Consider the following 15,919-nt stretch of genomic DNA (forward strand, 5'->3'; position numbering starts at 1 on the left):
TACATGCGTAGGATATATACATTATTAGTTGCTGTACTTTTGTTTACCTCGTGCTCGGCCCACAAGAGCACCATTAGCAGCAGCAAAGCCCGCAAAAATAATAAGGCTATACAAAAACGCAACCGCCAGCTGATAGATCAGCACCGTGATCTATCCTCACTGGAGTATATCGAACGCTTTAAGGCCATTGCCATTCAGGAAATGAATACTTACGGCATACCGGCAAGTATTACCCTGGCGCAGGGGCTGTTTGAAAGCGGCAGCGGCAACAGCGAACTGGCCAAGGTTGCCAATAACCACTTTGGGATTAAATGCGGCAGTACCTGGGCCGGCGAAAGCTATTATAAAAATGATGATAACGAGAACGATTGTTTTAGGGTTTATAATAACCCCGAGGAGTCTTTTCGTGACCACTCCGAATTTTTAAAGAAAAAGAATTACGCCAGGCTGTTTGAGCTGGATAAAAATGATTTTAACGGCTGGGCATATGGCCTAAAAGCCTGCGGTTATGCAACCAACCCCAAATACCCCCAACTGCTGCTAAACATTATTACCAAATACCAGCTTGACCAATATGACCGGCCCGAAGGCGAACTGGCTAAAATAAAACGCGAAGACCGGGTGTTAGCCCAGATTAACGACAATATTAATACCCCGCAGGACAGCATCTCCAAAACCCCGCCTGATGATAAAATTTACACCGTAAAACAAGGCGATACACTATACAATATTTCTAAACGTTTTGGTATCACTGTTGATGAATTAAAAGCGCTTAATAAGTTATCTGACTATGGTATTAAGCTTGGGCAGAAACTTGTTGTAGTGAAATAGTGCGTTAAAGATTGTTAAAGAATAACATTACCCCCCATAATTATGTAGCTTTAAACTTTATAATGAAGTTATGGCTTGTTCTTTTTTTTAGTGTACTTGGCACAACTGTTTTTGCCCAGCAAAAGCAGTTTACCGGCATTGTGTTTGATAAAGAGAGCAAAGCCCGCGTTGCAAAGGTTAACGTGCAGAATATCACATCGGGTAAATCGGTATATAACAACTTTCAGGGTGAATTTACAATTGTAGCCGGCCCGGGCGATGTACTTGTTTTTAGCAAGGCCGACCATTACAGCGATACCATTAAGGTAAAAAGCTACCAGCCGCTGGCCATTTATTTAAAGCCCAACGCCATAGCCCTGCGCGAAGTAACCATAAGGGACAGTATGTTAAGCCCGCAAAGGCGCCTGGCAAATACACAGCGCGAATACAGCAAAATTTACGGATCGTTAAACAATGCCGACCTGTTAAGTGTAGGCAGCGGCGGTGTAGGCTTTGGTATAGATGCGCTGTATAACGCCTTTAGCAAAAGTGGCCGTAATGCGGCCAAACTGAGGGATATTATTGATGCAGAGTATCGGCAGTCTATCATCGATTATCGTTTCAACAAAGCCTTTGTGCAGGGGGTTACCCATTTAGAGGAACCTAAATTAACCGATTTTATGCAAAAATACCGCCCGGGTTACTACCTGGTTACCACAGCCGGCGATTATGAATTTATAGATTACATCAGAAAGAATTTAACACGCTACCTGCGCCACCCTAAAGCGTATGAACTTGCCCCCCTGCCACAAGTTAAATGGGAAAACGAATAATAGTAACGCCGTTTTTAAAAGTGAGCGGCATGGCGCTGTATCCGTTTATACTCATCAGCCACCAGGCATTGCTGGCTGATGCGGTTTTAATTAACCACGAAAGGATCCATTTAAGGCAACAGGCAGAATTGCTGGTAATACCTTTTTATATTTTATACCTGTTAAATTATTTGATAAACCTGGCTATATACCGCAACCATCAAAAAGCATATCTTAACATTGTTTTTGAGCGTGAGGCATACGCCCGCGAAACCAACCTGAATTATCTTAAAAGCAGAAAATGGTATAATTGGATAATGTATTTTTAATTAATACAATGAAATAACAGATTTTTGCGTTTTATTTGCGAATATGTTGAAAACCAGTATCAGGCTTATTTTCTTACTGTCGTTCTCGATTGCATTGTCGGCAAATGCACAAACTACTGATACCCTAAAAAAGGATACGGTTAAAATAGATACCAATCTGCTTAATAAGTACCGCATTCAAACTAAAAAGAATGCCATACCGGTGCCACCTACCCCTATACAGATACAGCAGGAACTGATACCGGTTACCATGCTGGATTATAAGATTAGTTACTGGCGTAAGTTTGTAACATTTGGCTTAAATTTTAACCAGGCGGCGTTTAGTAATAATTATGCAGCGGGGGGCGTTTCTTCTATCGCACTTGGGTCTACCTTTATATACCGTACAGAATACAACAAAGCGCCGTTTAGCTTTGTATCAGAGCTTAACCTGCAGTATGGTAAATCAAAAAACAAGGGGCAGTCGTCGCGTAAAACAAACGACCGTATTTTTTGGGATAATAAAATAGCCACCCAGATGTCTAAACACTGGTTTTTCTTCGGCTCGTTAAGTTTCGAATCTCAGTTTGACAAAGGGTACCAATACGATGCCAGTAATGTTTTGCCCCCTGTGCTGATCTCGAACTTTATGGCGCCGGGTTACTTAACCGAGTCTGTGGGTTTTGAATATAAGCCAACTACCTATTTCGATCTGCGATTAGGTACGGGTACCGCCCGCCAAACCTTTGTGCTGGATGACGTGGTGCGTAAAACACAAAGTTATGGTGTAGATACCGCAAATAATAAAAGCGTACGCAACGATATCGCGTTCCAGATTGTAGGAATCTTTGATAAAGACATTGCCAAAAACATGCACCTAACATCACGTTATGAAATGTTTATACCCTACGGGCAGCCAATTAGCTATACCCGCCACCGTTTAGATGCCGTGCTTGCTGCCAAGGTTAACCGGTTGATAAATGTATCTATCAACGGCACATTGCTGTTTGATAAAAATACCGGCATTAATGATGTGCAGGGTACCGAGGGATTATCATTAGGGATCTTATATAAATTCCCGTAATTATTATGCACCAAATAAACGCGTCATTGCTTCGTACCGCAATGACGTGATAATAGAATCAATAAAAAATCCCGGCATCTCTGTCGGGTTTTTTCATTGTTTTGAGCAACGCGAATTTACATTTTTGGCATCCGGCGCATCATGTTAGCCATAGCTGCCGGGTTGCTCATTTGTTTCATTACCTTACGCATGTCTTCAAACTGCTTCATCAGGCGGTTAACCTCTTGCAGATCGGTACCAGAGCCTTTGGCTATACGGTTACGGCGGCTTGGGTTGATCAGGTCGGGGTTTTCTTTCTCCTTCGGTGTCATAGATTGGATAATGGCTTCGATGCCTTTAAAGGCATCATCGCTTACTTCTACGTCCTTCATCATTTTGCCAACACCCGGTATCATCCCCATCAGATCTTTCATGTTACCCATTTTTTTGATCTGCTGTATCTGGCTGTAAAAATCGTTAAAGTCGAATTTATTTTTACGGATCTTTTTTTGAAGTTCGGCAGCCTCTTTTTCATCAAACTGTTGCTGCGCGCGCTCAACCAACGATACTACGTCACCCATTCCCAGGATACGGGATGCCATACGGTCCGGGTGGAAAACGTCAAGCGCTTCCATTTTTTCGCCGGTACCAATAAACTTGATCGGCTTGTTAACAACCGATTTAATGGATAGCGCTGCACCACCGCGGGTATCGCCATCCAGTTTGGTTAATACAACACCGGTAAAGTCAAGGCGATCATTAAATACCTTAGCGGTATTCACGGCATCCTGCCCGGTCATGGCGTCAACCACAAACAAAATCTCGTGTGGGTTAACGGCAGCTTTAACCTGCTCAATCTCCACCATCATGGCTTCATCAATAGATAAACGGCCGGCGGTATCAATAATTACCACATTGTTGCCATTCTGTTTAGCCTGTGCAATGCCTTCGCGGGCAATAGCAATCGGGTCTTTAGATTCCGGGTTGGCGTAAACTGGTATGCCCACCTGCTCGCCTAAAACCTGTAATTGGGTAATGGCCGCCGGGCGATAAATATCATCGGCTACCAATAACGGTTTTTTGCCTTTTTGGGTTTTTAGGTAATTGGCCAGTTTACCGGTAAAGGTTGTTTTACCTGCACCGTTCAAACCCGCTATCAGGATAATGGTTGGCGATGGCTTAAGGTCCAGCTCGGCGGTGGTGCCGCCCATCAGTGCGGTAAGCTCGTCGTTCATCAACTTGGTTAAAAGCTGGCCCGGCGAAATGGAGGTTAATACGTTTTCGCCTAATGCCTTTGTCCTTACATCATCTGTAAAGGTTTTGGCTGTTTTATAGTTAACGTCGGCATCCAAAAGAGCTTTGCGTATCTCTTTCATGGTTTCGGCCACGTTTATCTCCGTAATTGATCCCTGACCCTTCAGTACTTTAAACGCCCTGTCGAGTTTATCCGATAAATTTTCAAACATTATTTAATTCCTAATTTTTGAGGATACAAAGTTAAGATTTTGAAGCAATTCGCCTTAATAATCATTACACAATTCGGTATTTAACATTTAGCCGTTAATAATTAACAAAAAAACTTGTAACGTTTTTACGCCTGGCGCATCTTATGAAAACTATTAACCAGCCTGAATGAGAGTTTTTTTACTTGCCATATTGTTGTTTGCTATAACATTAAATGCCTTTTCGCAAAAAGACAAGAAAACACTGGTTGCTGTAAAAACGCAGGCAGCCCCCAAAATTGATGGCGAACTTGATGACGCTGCCTGGCTGAATGTACCCGTCGCAACGGATTTTGTGCAGTTGCGCCCCAATGCCGGTACGCATGAAACCACCGCAGAACGCACGGAAGTAAAAATAATTTATGATAACGAAGCCATTTACATTGGCGCCCGGATGTATGAAAAAGACCCGGCCAAAATTGCCCGCGAATTTGCCACGCGCGATCAGGTGGGCAACGCAGATTTTATTGGGGTGATATTTGACACCTACAAAGACGGAATAAACGCATCCGGCTTTTTTGTAACCGCTACCAACGGGCAGTTTGATGCTAAATATGCGCTGCCAAATGCCGAAGGTAACTCCGAAGACCCTACCTGGAATGCTGTATGGATAAGCAAGGTAAAAATTGACAGCCAGGGTTGGACAGCCGAAATAAAAGTGCCCTACTCTGCCCTGCGCTTTGCTAAAAAGGATATCCAAACCTGGGGGATGAACATCATCCGCAAACGGCAGAACACCCAGCAGCAGCTTTTTTGGAACGAGCTTGACCCAAAGCAAAATGGTTTTATAAACCAGGAAGGCATCCTCACAGGGATAGAGAAAATAGCGCCACCCGTTCGCCTGGCCTTTTTTCCTTATTTTTCTACCTATGTAAACCATTACCCATACAACACAGCGGGCGTTCCAAATACTAAAGCATCTGTTAACGGCGGTATGGATGTTAAGTACGGCATAAACGAAAGCTTTACACTTGACCTTACCCTAATACCCGATTTTGGCCAGGTGCAATCAGATAATAAAATACTAAATCTTACACCATTTGAGGTAAAATATAACGAGAACCGGCCCTTTTTTACCGAAGGTACCGAGCTGTTTAATAAAGGTAACTTGTTTTACACGCGCCGGGTTGGCGGGCAGCCCATTAATTATAATGATGCCTACAACAACCTACAACCCGGCGAAACGGTTGTGAGCAACCCTACCGAAACTAAACTTATTAATGCGTTTAAGCTATCGGGCCGTACGTCAAAAGGGTTGGGTATCGGGCTTTTTAATGGGGTTACCAATACGGCCTATGCAACTATAGAAGATTCGGTAGGTAAACAGCGTCAGGTAGAAACCAGCCCGCTGACCAACTATAATATTTTGGTGCTGGATCAAAACCTCAAGTATAACTCGTCGGTGACGCTCATTAACACCAATGTTAACCGTTTTGGTAAAGATTACTCTGCCGATGTAGGGGGCTTTGTTTTTAACCTTAATAACAAAAAGAATTCGTATAATTTATCTGGCTATGGGTTAATGAGCAATAAGTTTTATAAGGCGGAGCAAACGGTTACCGGCTATAATTACAACCTTACTTTTGGTAAAACGCTGGGTAATTTTACCTGGAGCGTATCGCAAGACCGGGTAGATAAAAAGTACGACCCTAACGACCTGGGCATTTTGTTTAATAACAACTACCTGGATCATAACATTAACCTGTCGCTGGCTAATTATAAGCCCAGGCACCTTTTTACCAAGTGGAGCCTATGGACAAACACCTACTCATCTTACCGGGTATCGCCATACAGCTATCAGTATTTTAACCAAAACTTTGGCGCCGAGGCTAACTTTAAAAACTTTTGGTACGCCAACTTTAACGGGCACATCCGCCTAAGCGGGAACGATTTTTATGAGCCGCGCGTACCCGGCCGTGTATTTAAAACGCCCGAAACCTTTATATTTAACTTAAACCTGCAAACTAACGAAGCCAAGCCATTTTCTGTAGGAGTATTTTATTCAAATAAATGGCTTAACCGCTATGATGGCAAAGGCACCGATGTAGAATTGTTTTACAATTACAGGGTAAGCAACAAGTTTTCTGTAGGGGGCGATTTTATGGTTAGTCCGCGAATAAACTACACCGGTTTTGCTACAATCGCTAATGATAATACCACACCAATATTTGCCTTGCGTAACGAACAGACGGTACAAAACATTTTTAATGTAAAATACACATTCACCAACATCATGGGCCTAACTTTTAGGTTAAGGCATTACTGGAGCAAGGTAAACAACAAACAGTTTTTTGACCTGGCCCCAAACGGTGCATTGGCTAATTTGGTAACTGCAGATTTTGACCATAATGTTGACCGCAACTTTAACACCTGGAATATTGATATGATCTATGTTTGGCAATTCTCGCCGGGCAGCGAGATCAGCCTTGCCTGGAAGCAATCTGCACAGAGCTACACTAACGAAGGCAACCAGAACTATTATCATAACTTTAAGGATACCTACAACCTGCCGCAAAACAACAACCTATCTGTTAAGGTACTTTATTACGTAGATTTTCAAAGTTTAAGAAAGCATCATAAAGGGTAATACTTACTTTAACCCAAGGGGTATAATATAAAAAACAAGCAATATATTTACCGGTATGAAAGTATGCTTAACCTTTGTCCTGACCTGTTTTTGTGCCGGATTGCTCGCTCAAACCAAAACAATAAAAAGCATTAACCCCGAACTTAATATAAAAGAAACGTACACGGTTTTAAAGGCTAACCCCGAAATAAAGGATGGAGGCTACAAGGCCACAAATGCCTACAATAATTCTGTAATTTGCGATGGCTTTTATAAAAACAACTTAAGGGATAGTTTATGGATTTTTTATGGTTATCAGGGCAAAATATCTGCTGAGGGTTCTTTTAAAGAAGGCAAGCGTGTGGGTATCTGGAAAATGTATGGCTTTGATAAGGAGATGAAGGCAGAGTATGATTTTACAAGCGGCAGGCTTATTTATCTTAAACAAAACGATAAGGAAAAGGATGCGCTTTATGACGTTATTACGAACGAAGGTATTACGAAACAAAAATTAGAGCACCCGCCTATATTTTTGGGAGGCGAAGGAGCGATAATAAAGAGCTATGTACAGAATATTAAATACCCCGCCATAGCACGCGAAAACAATGTAAAAGGCAAGGTAATAATAGGTATAACCATTAACCAGGATGGTATAGTTACCGGTTATCGCGTTAAACAATTTGTTGGTTCCGGGTGTGATGAAGAGGCTTTACGTGCCGTTAAATTAATCTATGGTGATTGGTTGCCGGGTATATTAAATGGTGTGCCGGTTAAGGTAGAATACGATATGCCGGTTAACTTCACTTTAGCGAATTAATTATCAGCATTACATTGCTTGCGGGTTAAACCATAAACATAATTTTATAATATTATACCTTATGCGTAAAAAATTATACTTATTATTATTTGCACCATTAATTTGCTTATATGCCAGGGGGCAGGCACCGGGTGCTAATGTTGATGTACAGCATTATCGTTTTGCCATCACTTTAAACGATGCAGATGATACGATAAAGGGGCAGGCTACTATTAGAGCCAGGTTTTTAAAAGCATCTACCAAACTAACGCTCGATCTGTATAAAAAGAACACCGCCGGTAAGGGTATGCTGGTATCTGTGCTGAAGGATAACGGAGTTTCTGTAAAGTTTATGCAGGATAGCGATAGGCTGATCATTAATACCAAAGCTGCTGCAGGGTCTGTACATCATTATACAATAATTTACCGGGGGATACCAACAGATGGTTTGATTATTTCAACCAACCAGTACAATCACCGTACCTTTTTTGGCGATAACTGGGCAATAAGGGCGCATTACTGGTTGCCTTGTGTAGACAACCCTGCTGATAAAGCTTCTGTTGAATTCCTGGTAACGGCCCCGGCAAAATATACCGTAGTGGGTAATGGCTTAAAGGTGCTTGAAAAGCCCCTGCCGGGTAATAAAAAGCTTACCCAGTGGAGCGAGGCCGCTAAACTGCCAACCAAGGTTATGGTTATTGGCGTTGCCGATTTTACGGTGGCCAACCCCGGTAACCCGGATGGTACGCCGGTGTATAGTTATGTTTTCCCTGAGGATAAGGAGAATGGCCTTAAAAATTATGCGGTTGCTACTAAAATTTTGCCTTGGTTTGTAAAGCATATAGGCGCTTTTCCGTATAAAAAGTTGGCTAATGTGCAGTCTAAAACCATGTTTGGTGGTATGGAAAATGCCGGGGCTATATTCTATTATGAAAGATCGGTAAATGACAGTAAAGGCATTGAACCATTAATGGCTCATGAAATTGCGCACCAGTGGTTTGGCGACGCTATCAGCGAAAAAAGCTGGTGGCATGTTTGGTTAAGCGAAGGGTTTGCCACTTATATGACTAATTTATACATGGAAGGTACCTATGGCCCCGATACTTTAAAAACCCGCCTTGCTATTGATAGGGATGCAATATTTAATTTCGAAAAAAGATATAAAACCCCGGTGGTAGATTCGGCGTATAAAGGGCCAATGCTAAACATACTCAACACCAATGCATATCAAAAAGGCGGATGGGTGCTGCATATGCTTCGCCGTAAAATCGGGGATGCCGCTTTTTGGAAAGGGATAGCCGCATATTATAAACAATATAACGGCAGCAATGCCAACACAGATGACTTTTGCTTGGTAATGGAAAAAGCCTGCGGGCAAGATCTTAAACCGTTTTTTAAGCAATGGCTGCGTACTGCCGGCCATCCTGATCTAAAAATAACCTGGGAGTATCAGCAAAAAAGCAATACGGTTGTAATGCACATTAAACAAATGCAGGAAAACCCCTACCAATTTGCGCTGGAATATCAGATAGATGGCAAGCAGGCCTTTGTAAATATAAAAGAGGTATCTACCAGCATCACTATACCAGTTAACTCGGCCTACCCCGAAATTAAGATAGACCCCAATGTAAACCTGCTGGCAATATTTAACATCAATAATAAACCTTCTGACCAAAAAACGGTCGAATAACAGGCAGGCATAATAGTTTAATCGTTACAAAAAAGCCTATTGGCCTAATAAAATTTTGTAAAATAAATTTTTACAAAACAATATACTTTATTTAAATGTTTTTCGTATAATTGATTCATAAAATTAACCGCATTAGTTCACTTAATTATTAACATCATGACAAAAGCCTATCAAGCCATTTATGTAATGTTTTACAGGTGGAGTTTCAAGCATTTTGGGCAGGGCACATTGCCCCAGTTTAAATCGTTGTTTAATGTTAGCTTTTTGCTGGTTGTAGTGCTAACAAACGCTATGCTGATTACAAAACTAATGGTTAATGCACAATGGCTAACCATAAACACATCAACCTATGTTGCTATACTGTTTGGCGCGGTTGGATTTTTACTGATCAACCATTTTATACTGCTAAATAACAGGATGTTTAAACAATTGAACACGCGCCTGGCTACCATTAGCGTACATAATAAAAATATATTTTCGGTAGTATTGCTGGTGAATGTGGTGTTTGCCTGCGGCTTATGCTTTATCAGATAGATATTTTATATGCTATATAAAAACCCGTATCATACCCGATGCGGGTTTTTTTGTGGCTTGTTATATGGCATGTATGCGATCAATTGGCAATGTTTTAACTATTAGAATTTTTGCCCTGATTTATTGATATATATATTAATTAATAATATTAACTTTAGGTAACAAGCCAAAAGCCAATAAACCACTTACTTACCAATTAAAACCAATTATTTATGAAAAAGAATTTAATTTATTCGCTTATTGCCGGTATATTATTAACCGGTTTATTATCATTTACAATAATTAAGGTAAATAAAAAGGCAACCCCGCTGCCGGCAAAAAAAACAGGGAACGTAAAAGCCAAAAAGTTTGCCTGCTCCTGTGTTATAACAGGGATAAGTAATTCCGGCACTACTTTTACCTGGACAACAAATAGTCAGCCTGTCGATCATTTTAACTATGGTGGTTATTACCAGGCTGGGGGTACATTTTCTGGAAGTACTTATTCTCCACCGGTATCTATATCTTACAAAAGCGGTGGCGGCAGGTTTAGCGTAACGCCTATTTGTGCCGATGGCTCGTCCGGCACTTCTATGAACATATTATTTTAATTTTAAAATTTTGGCCTGTTGTATCCCCCTGTCAACACACTTTGGCAGGGGGATATTTCTACTGACATATTCTGTTATCCCCTCAAATAAATTCTATATCTTTCGCCAACAAATTCCTATCACGTGTTAGTTAAGACCTTTGGAAGTGCGGTTTATGGTATTCAGGCTATTACCATAACAGTTGAAGTGAATATCAGCGGGGGCAAACTGGCCTATTTTATTGTTGGCCTGCCAGATAATGCGGTAAGGGAATCCATGCAACGGGTAGAAACCGCATTGCAAACAAACGGCTACCGTATGCCGCGGCAGCGTATTGTGGTTAACATGGCCCCGGCAGATATCCGCAAGGAAGGGTCTGCCTATGACCTTACAATTGCCGTTGGGATACTTTCCGCTTCGGGGCAGATCCAATCAGAAGAGTTAGAGAAATACCTGATCATGGGCGAACTGTCTTTAGATGGTGGTTTGCAGCCCATAAAGGGGGCCTTGCCTATTGCCATACAAGCCCGTAAAGAAGGCTACAAAGGGTTTATTCTGCCAAAGCAAAATGCCCGCGAAGCCGCCATTGTAGATAACCTGGAAGTTTACGGCGTAGAGAATATCAAACAGGTAGTAGATTTTTTTAACGGCGATGTTGCTTTACAGCCCGAAGTGGTAAATACCAGGGATGAATTTTTTAACAGCCTAACCGCTTATGACAGCGATTTTAGCGATGTGCGAGGCCAGGAAAACATCAAACGCGCATTAGAAATAGCTGCGGCTGGCGGCCACAATGTAATATTGATTGGCCCGCCCGGGGCAGGTAAAACCATGCTAGCGCGCAGGCTGCCGTCTATACTGCCGCCATTAAGCCTGTATGAATCATTAGAGACCACCAAGATCCATTCTGTAGCAGGTAAGCTGTCTACTGCTGATGCACTGGTAACCACAAGGCCGTTCCGGTCGCCCCACCATACCATTAGCGATGTGGCTTTAGTTGGCGGTGGCAGCAACCCGCAGCCCGGCGAAATTTCGCTGGCGCATAACGGTGTGTTGTTTTTAGACGAACTGCCCGAGTTTAAGCGCAGCGCCCTTGAAGTAATGCGCCAGCCGTTAGAAGAAAGGCGCGTAACCATATCGCGGGCCAAGTTTACGGTTGATTATCCCAGCAGCTTTATGCTGATAGCCAGCATGAACCCCTGTCCCTGCGGGTACTACAATCATCCCGAGAAAGAATGTATCTGCCCGCCGGGGACGGTTCAAAAATACTTAAGCAAAATTTCCGGCCCGCTGTTAGACCGGATCGACCTGCATGTAGAGGTTACACCGGTAAATTTTAGTGAATTATCGTCAGACAGGTTAGCAGAGAAGAGCGACCCGATTCGCGAACGGGTAATTAAAGCCCGAGAGATACAAATGGAACGCTTTGGTAACAAGCCCGACCTGCATGCCAATGCACAAATGAGCCCGCAAATGGTGCGCGACGTTTGTAAGATAAATACCGCAGGGCAAACCCTGTTAAAAAAAGCGATGGAAAAGCTGGGGCTATCTGCACGGGCTTATGACAGGATACTGAAAGTGGCCCGCACAATTGCCGACCTTGCCGGGACAGAAGAAATTTTGTTAGAGCATCTGGCAGAAGCTATCCATTTTAGAAGCCTGGACAGAGAGGGTTGGGCGGGTTAAGCCGCTGCTATATCTCTAATTAAAAAATTTGCTTTTTTTAAAACTTATTTATAGCTTCACCCCTCTACATTACCCATGAACGATAAAACAAAAAAGATCATCATTTTTGACGATGATGAGGATATTCTATCTATCTGTAGCTATATATTAGAGGAACAGGGCTGGGAAGTTTTTACTTATACAGACTGTAATGATATTACCGAAAAGGTTGCAGGAATTGTACCTGATGTGATATTAATGGACAACTGGATACCGGATGCCGGGGGAATTATTGCAACCCAAACTCTTAAGAAGGATGAGGCTTTAAAAGCGATACCGGTGGTATATTTTTCTGCCAACAGCGATATACAATTACTGGCCGACCATGCGGGGGCAGAAACCTATCTGGCCAAGCCCTTTGATCTGGATGAGCTTGAAAAGGTTATCAATTCAGTAATTACACATAACTAAATAAAGATATTTTAAACAAAAAACCCATCCGTAAGCAACGGATGGGTTTTTTGTTTAAACCGGTTTATAGCGGCCCGCCGCCCGGAGGGGGGCCACCCATGCCGCCGCCCGGCCTGTCTCCACCACTTGGCCTTTCGCCACGGCCGCCTGCCCTGCCGGGGTCGCTGGCAGGCGCCTTACCCGAGAATTTAGACAGGCGGAAGGTAAAGGTAACCAGGTAGTATCTGCCAAGTCTATTAACATTACTTTGGGTAACAGTGCTACCGTTATTTACAACAGAAAAGCCGGTGTTCTCATTAAATAAATCATATGCTGCAAAACGCAGGGTGCCGCGGTTATCCTTCAGGAAACGGCGTTCTACATAGGCGTTTAATATGTTGGGGTTTTTAACGGCTATAGTGTATCCGTAATTTAGCGTTTTGGTATAATCGTAACTAAAGGTCCAGTCTTTCCAAACATAGTTTTTACCGTTTATCCCCAAATCTACCGAGTTAATGTTGGTGTTTTGGTTAAATGCGGTGCTTAACGTATTGGTACTTTTGTTTAAAGAGTACCGGGCAAATGCCTCTGCATCTATAATATCGGTAACATTTACCCTGAAACGTAATTGAGGCGCAACAGTAAAGGTTTTAGCAATGTTTTTATTTGCAGCGGTAATATTGTTAAGCGAATCTACATTTTGCGAAAAGCCTATATTGTTGGTATAATTAACCTGCCCGCCAAATATTATGGTGTATTTACGTTCGCTCCATGGTTTCGAGTACATAAAATTTGCCCCTGCGGTGTAATAGCCATCGGTATTTAAATATTTAATCAGGTTGGTGTTTTGCAGGTTTTTCAGATCCGGATTTTGTGCCAGCGTAGCATCTGTAAACCTGGTTGGATAAGTAACGATGTTCTGAACGATTTTATTTGACGTTTGCGAGTAGTTTAAACCGATCAGAAAAATGTTACCTGTTTGAAAGCTGAACATATTATAACGTGCCGACAGGTTGTTGGTAAATTCGGGCTTTAAATTGGGGTTACCCTGTACCGGGTATAAGGCATTAGAAAAATCAATAACGGGCTGTAGCTGGTTAAATGACGGCTGGTTGCTTTGCCCGTTATAATTAAAGCGCAAAGACTGGCTCCGGCTGAAGTTATAATTAAAGCTGGCTGCAGGTATTACATTAAATGTAGATACGCTGGTAGATACGTTATTTAACAGGTTGGTTCCGTTAAGTGATGCGGGTTGTGCGCCAACGCCTAAGGTTAAATTGTATTTCTTTTCGATGATACGGTAATTAAGGCCAAAGCGGTTGGTTGTAAAAGTGTATTTATAATTGTTGCTTAATAAATCGTATTTATAATAAAAATCGGGGTTGGATTCAAACAGTACATCGGTTTCTTTATCGCTGGTGTTATAATTATGGTTAAAGGCATAATTAAATTCCAAGAAAGACACCTTGCCTATGGGTTCCTGGTAGGACAGGTTTAGGCCATAAGTATTAGTGCGGCCATCGGTATAAATTACCTGGTTTAGCGGCGCCGTTGGGGTGCCGGCAGTATATTTATATATCGGGTTATCATACTGGTTGTTTATGCCAATGTTAGCGTTAAACCCGATATTTAAATTACGTTTACTGTGTTTAAAACGATGATTGTAAAAGCCCGTAACCCCATAGCTTGGAGATGATGTAGTGCTTACCGAATTTGAAGTGTACGCCAGGTTGGTAACACTATTTCTGGCCGATGTTACATCATCCACGCTGCTTACATTACTGCCCGAATAGTTGAAGGTGGGGGTAGCCTTTAAATAGTTTAAGGTATCCGGCTTCCATTCCAGGTTAAAGCTGAAGCGGTGATTGGTAGGGTTATTGGTTTCGCGGCTTAACTGGTTGCTTGTATTGGTTGATGTTACTGTTTGGCCAGCCGCATTCTGAACAGAAACGGTATTGGTTTGTAACGAGGATGAGTTGGTAAATATCGTGTTGTCTGTAAAGCTGTAGGTACCGTAAACGGATAAAGTTTTACCCCACTGATCGGCATAGTTAACGCCTATAGACCGCGCGTTGGTTATCCCGTTGGCATTGGTTGTAGAGCCGCTGCCGCTGCCACGCAGGGCATTGCCCCGGCCACCGCCGCCACCGCCTCCAAAACCGCCGCCGCCTGTTGCTCCCCCGGTTGGCGAGCCATAAGTAAAGGTATTAACATTGGTGTTATTGATGTTGCCTAAAACAGAGATTTGCTGGTTGTTGTTGAATTTAAAGAACCTTAGCAGGCCAATGTAGCGGTTATCATTAGTAACGCCGGGGTTTTTAGGCAGCAGGTCGGAGCCATCGCCGGCTGTTGCCTGGCCATAATAGCCATAGTTTTTATCCTTGCGTATGGTAAAGTTTAAGATCTTGTTCGGCTCGCCTGTTTTAATGCCGGTAAGGTTTGCCTGATCGCCATAATCGTCAATGATCTGTACGCTTTCTATAACGTCTGCAGGCAAATTTTTAGTGGCGCTTTGTACGTCGCCCCCAAAAAAGTCTTTACCATTTACGCGAACTTTGGTTATTTGCTTTCCCTGCGAGCTCACGGTGCCGTCTGTTGCTACATCAACTCCCGGTATTTTTTTAAGCACATCTTCAATTGGTGCATCCTGCCGAACCTTGTAGGCAGACACGCTGTATTGTACGGTATCTTCTTTAAAAACGATGGGGTTAACACCAACAATGGTTACCTGGCCAAGCTGTTTTGTTGCCGATTTAAGCACAATAGGATCAAGCACAACCGCTTTGCCATCTGCCGGCAGGGTATAATGTTTTATCAGCCCTTCATAACCTATCGAACTTATTGTAAGGGTTATTTTTGTGCCCTTTACCGATGGAAATGAGAATTTACCATTAACATCTGCAATAGAAATTGTACTGTCTCCCAGATCTGTACGCAGTTTAATATTACTGCCGGGTAACGATAGCCGGGTAGAATCGATAACAGTACCGCTTATTTGCCGGGCGGTTTGTGCATTACCGCGTGTAATGCCTAAGCATATCATTGCCAATATTAAATAAAGGTATTTCATCATATTTTTTTAAATGCAGGGGTGTCATATATGCCCTTATAGACACATTTAGAATACAAATGTTCACTTAATTCGCTTTAAATA

The 15,919-nt window shown here is 42.4% G+C and carries 13 protein-coding genes; 11 read left to right on the forward strand and 2 right to left on the reverse strand.

All coding sequences use genetic code 11. From position 1 onward, the window contains the following. The first annotated feature begins 3 nt into the window (after positions 1–3). From E2R65_RS08970 to E2R65_RS08985, 4 genes are all read left to right on the forward strand, one after another. The gene (locus E2R65_RS08970; RefSeq protein WP_134336157.1) at positions 4–831 is read left to right on the forward strand and encodes a glucosaminidase domain-containing protein; all 828 of its coding nucleotides are present in this window, start codon (positions 4–6) and stop codon (positions 829–831) included. Positions 832–893: 62 nt separating this feature from the next. Further along, entirely contained in the window at positions 894–1,643 is a 750-nt protein-coding gene (locus tag E2R65_RS08975) for a peptidase associated/transthyretin-like domain-containing protein (protein WP_134336158.1), read from the forward strand. Further along, entirely contained in the window at positions 1,628–1,951 is a 324-nt protein-coding gene (locus E2R65_RS08980) for a hypothetical protein (RefSeq protein ID WP_134336159.1), read from the forward strand. The genes E2R65_RS08975 and E2R65_RS08980 overlap by 16 nt, the downstream gene beginning before the upstream one ends. A 43-nt stretch (positions 1,952–1,994) precedes the next feature. Continuing rightward, positions 1,995–3,014, forward strand: a complete 1,020-nt coding sequence (locus E2R65_RS08985) for a DUF3078 domain-containing protein (protein WP_134336160.1) — start codon at positions 1,995–1,997, stop codon at positions 3,012–3,014. Between the two features lie 116 nt (positions 3,015–3,130). On the opposite strand, the gene ffh is transcribed toward E2R65_RS08985, so the two are convergent. Then, the gene (gene ffh, locus E2R65_RS08990) at positions 3,131–4,459 is read right to left on the reverse strand and encodes a signal recognition particle protein (protein WP_134336161.1); all 1,329 of its coding nucleotides are present in this window, start codon (positions 4,457–4,459) and stop codon (positions 3,131–3,133) included. A gap of 166 nt (positions 4,460–4,625) precedes the next feature. Between ffh and E2R65_RS08995 the strand changes: the two genes are divergently transcribed. From E2R65_RS08995 to E2R65_RS09025, 7 genes are all read left to right on the forward strand, one after another. Further along, the gene (locus E2R65_RS08995; protein ID WP_134336162.1) at positions 4,626–7,082 is read left to right on the forward strand and encodes a DUF5916 domain-containing protein; all 2,457 of its coding nucleotides are present in this window, start codon (positions 4,626–4,628) and stop codon (positions 7,080–7,082) included. A 55-nt stretch (positions 7,083–7,137) separates the two neighbouring features. Continuing rightward, positions 7,138–7,878: an energy transducer TonB gene (locus tag E2R65_RS09000; RefSeq protein WP_134336163.1), complete on the forward strand. Its 741-nt coding sequence runs from the start codon at positions 7,138–7,140 to the stop codon at positions 7,876–7,878. 61 nt (positions 7,879–7,939) lie between these two features. Next, a complete protein-coding gene (locus E2R65_RS09005; RefSeq protein ID WP_134336164.1) occupies positions 7,940–9,547 on the forward strand; it encodes a M1 family metallopeptidase in 1,608 nt (535 codons plus the stop codon). A 156-nt stretch (positions 9,548–9,703) separates the two neighbouring features. After that, complete coding sequence (locus tag E2R65_RS09010) at positions 9,704–10,081, forward strand: hypothetical protein (RefSeq protein WP_134336165.1); 378 nt, start codon at positions 9,704–9,706, stop codon at positions 10,079–10,081. Between the two features lie 212 nt (positions 10,082–10,293). Further along, on the forward strand, positions 10,294–10,671 hold the full coding sequence (locus E2R65_RS09015; protein WP_134336166.1) for a hypothetical protein: 378 nt from the start codon (positions 10,294–10,296) through the stop codon (positions 10,669–10,671). Positions 10,672–10,794: 123 nt separating this feature from the next. After that, positions 10,795–12,336 (forward strand): YifB family Mg chelatase-like AAA ATPase, encoded by a 1,542-nt coding sequence (locus E2R65_RS09020; RefSeq protein ID WP_134336167.1) that lies wholly within the window; start codon positions 10,795–10,797, stop codon positions 12,334–12,336. Between the two features lie 75 nt (positions 12,337–12,411). After that, the gene (locus E2R65_RS09025) at positions 12,412–12,786 is read left to right on the forward strand and encodes a response regulator (protein WP_134336168.1); all 375 of its coding nucleotides are present in this window, start codon (positions 12,412–12,414) and stop codon (positions 12,784–12,786) included. A gap of 64 nt (positions 12,787–12,850) precedes the next feature. On the opposite strand, the gene E2R65_RS09030 is transcribed toward E2R65_RS09025, so the two are convergent. Beyond that, positions 12,851–15,838, reverse strand: a complete 2,988-nt coding sequence (locus E2R65_RS09030) for an outer membrane beta-barrel protein (RefSeq protein ID WP_134336169.1) — start codon at positions 15,836–15,838, stop codon at positions 12,851–12,853. Positions 15,839–15,919 lie beyond the last annotated feature (81 nt).

It is taken from the genome of Mucilaginibacter phyllosphaerae (assembly GCF_004378255.1).
Taxonomy (GTDB): Bacteria; Bacteroidota; Bacteroidia; order Sphingobacteriales; family Sphingobacteriaceae; genus Mucilaginibacter; species Mucilaginibacter phyllosphaerae.

Excerpts from the sequence above, each read along its gene's own strand:
- E2R65_RS08970 (WP_134336157.1), top strand. The coding sequence starts at position 4 with ATGCGTAGGATATATACATTATTAGTTGCTGTACTTTTGTTTACCTCG.
- E2R65_RS08975 (WP_134336158.1), top strand. The coding sequence starts at position 894 with ATGAAGTTATGGCTTGTTCTTTTTTTTAGTGTACTTGGCACAACTGTT.
- E2R65_RS08980 (WP_134336159.1), top strand. The coding sequence starts at position 1,628 with ATGGGAAAACGAATAATAGTAACGCCGTTTTTAAAAGTGAGCGGCATG.
- E2R65_RS08985 (WP_134336160.1), top strand. The coding sequence starts at position 1,995 with ATGTTGAAAACCAGTATCAGGCTTATTTTCTTACTGTCGTTCTCGATT.
- ffh (WP_134336161.1), bottom strand. The coding sequence starts at position 4,459 with ATGTTTGAAAATTTATCGGATAAACTCGACAGGGCGTTTAAAGTACTG.
- E2R65_RS08995 (WP_134336162.1), top strand. The coding sequence starts at position 4,626 with ATGAGAGTTTTTTTACTTGCCATATTGTTGTTTGCTATAACATTAAAT.
- E2R65_RS09000 (WP_134336163.1), top strand. The coding sequence starts at position 7,138 with ATGAAAGTATGCTTAACCTTTGTCCTGACCTGTTTTTGTGCCGGATTG.
- E2R65_RS09005 (WP_134336164.1), top strand. The coding sequence starts at position 7,940 with ATGCGTAAAAAATTATACTTATTATTATTTGCACCATTAATTTGCTTA.
- E2R65_RS09010 (WP_134336165.1), top strand. The coding sequence starts at position 9,704 with ATGACAAAAGCCTATCAAGCCATTTATGTAATGTTTTACAGGTGGAGT.
- E2R65_RS09015 (WP_134336166.1), top strand. The coding sequence starts at position 10,294 with ATGAAAAAGAATTTAATTTATTCGCTTATTGCCGGTATATTATTAACC.
- E2R65_RS09025 (WP_134336168.1), top strand. The coding sequence starts at position 12,412 with ATGAACGATAAAACAAAAAAGATCATCATTTTTGACGATGATGAGGAT.
- E2R65_RS09030 (WP_134336169.1), bottom strand. The coding sequence starts at position 15,838 with ATGATGAAATACCTTTATTTAATATTGGCAATGATATGCTTAGGCATT.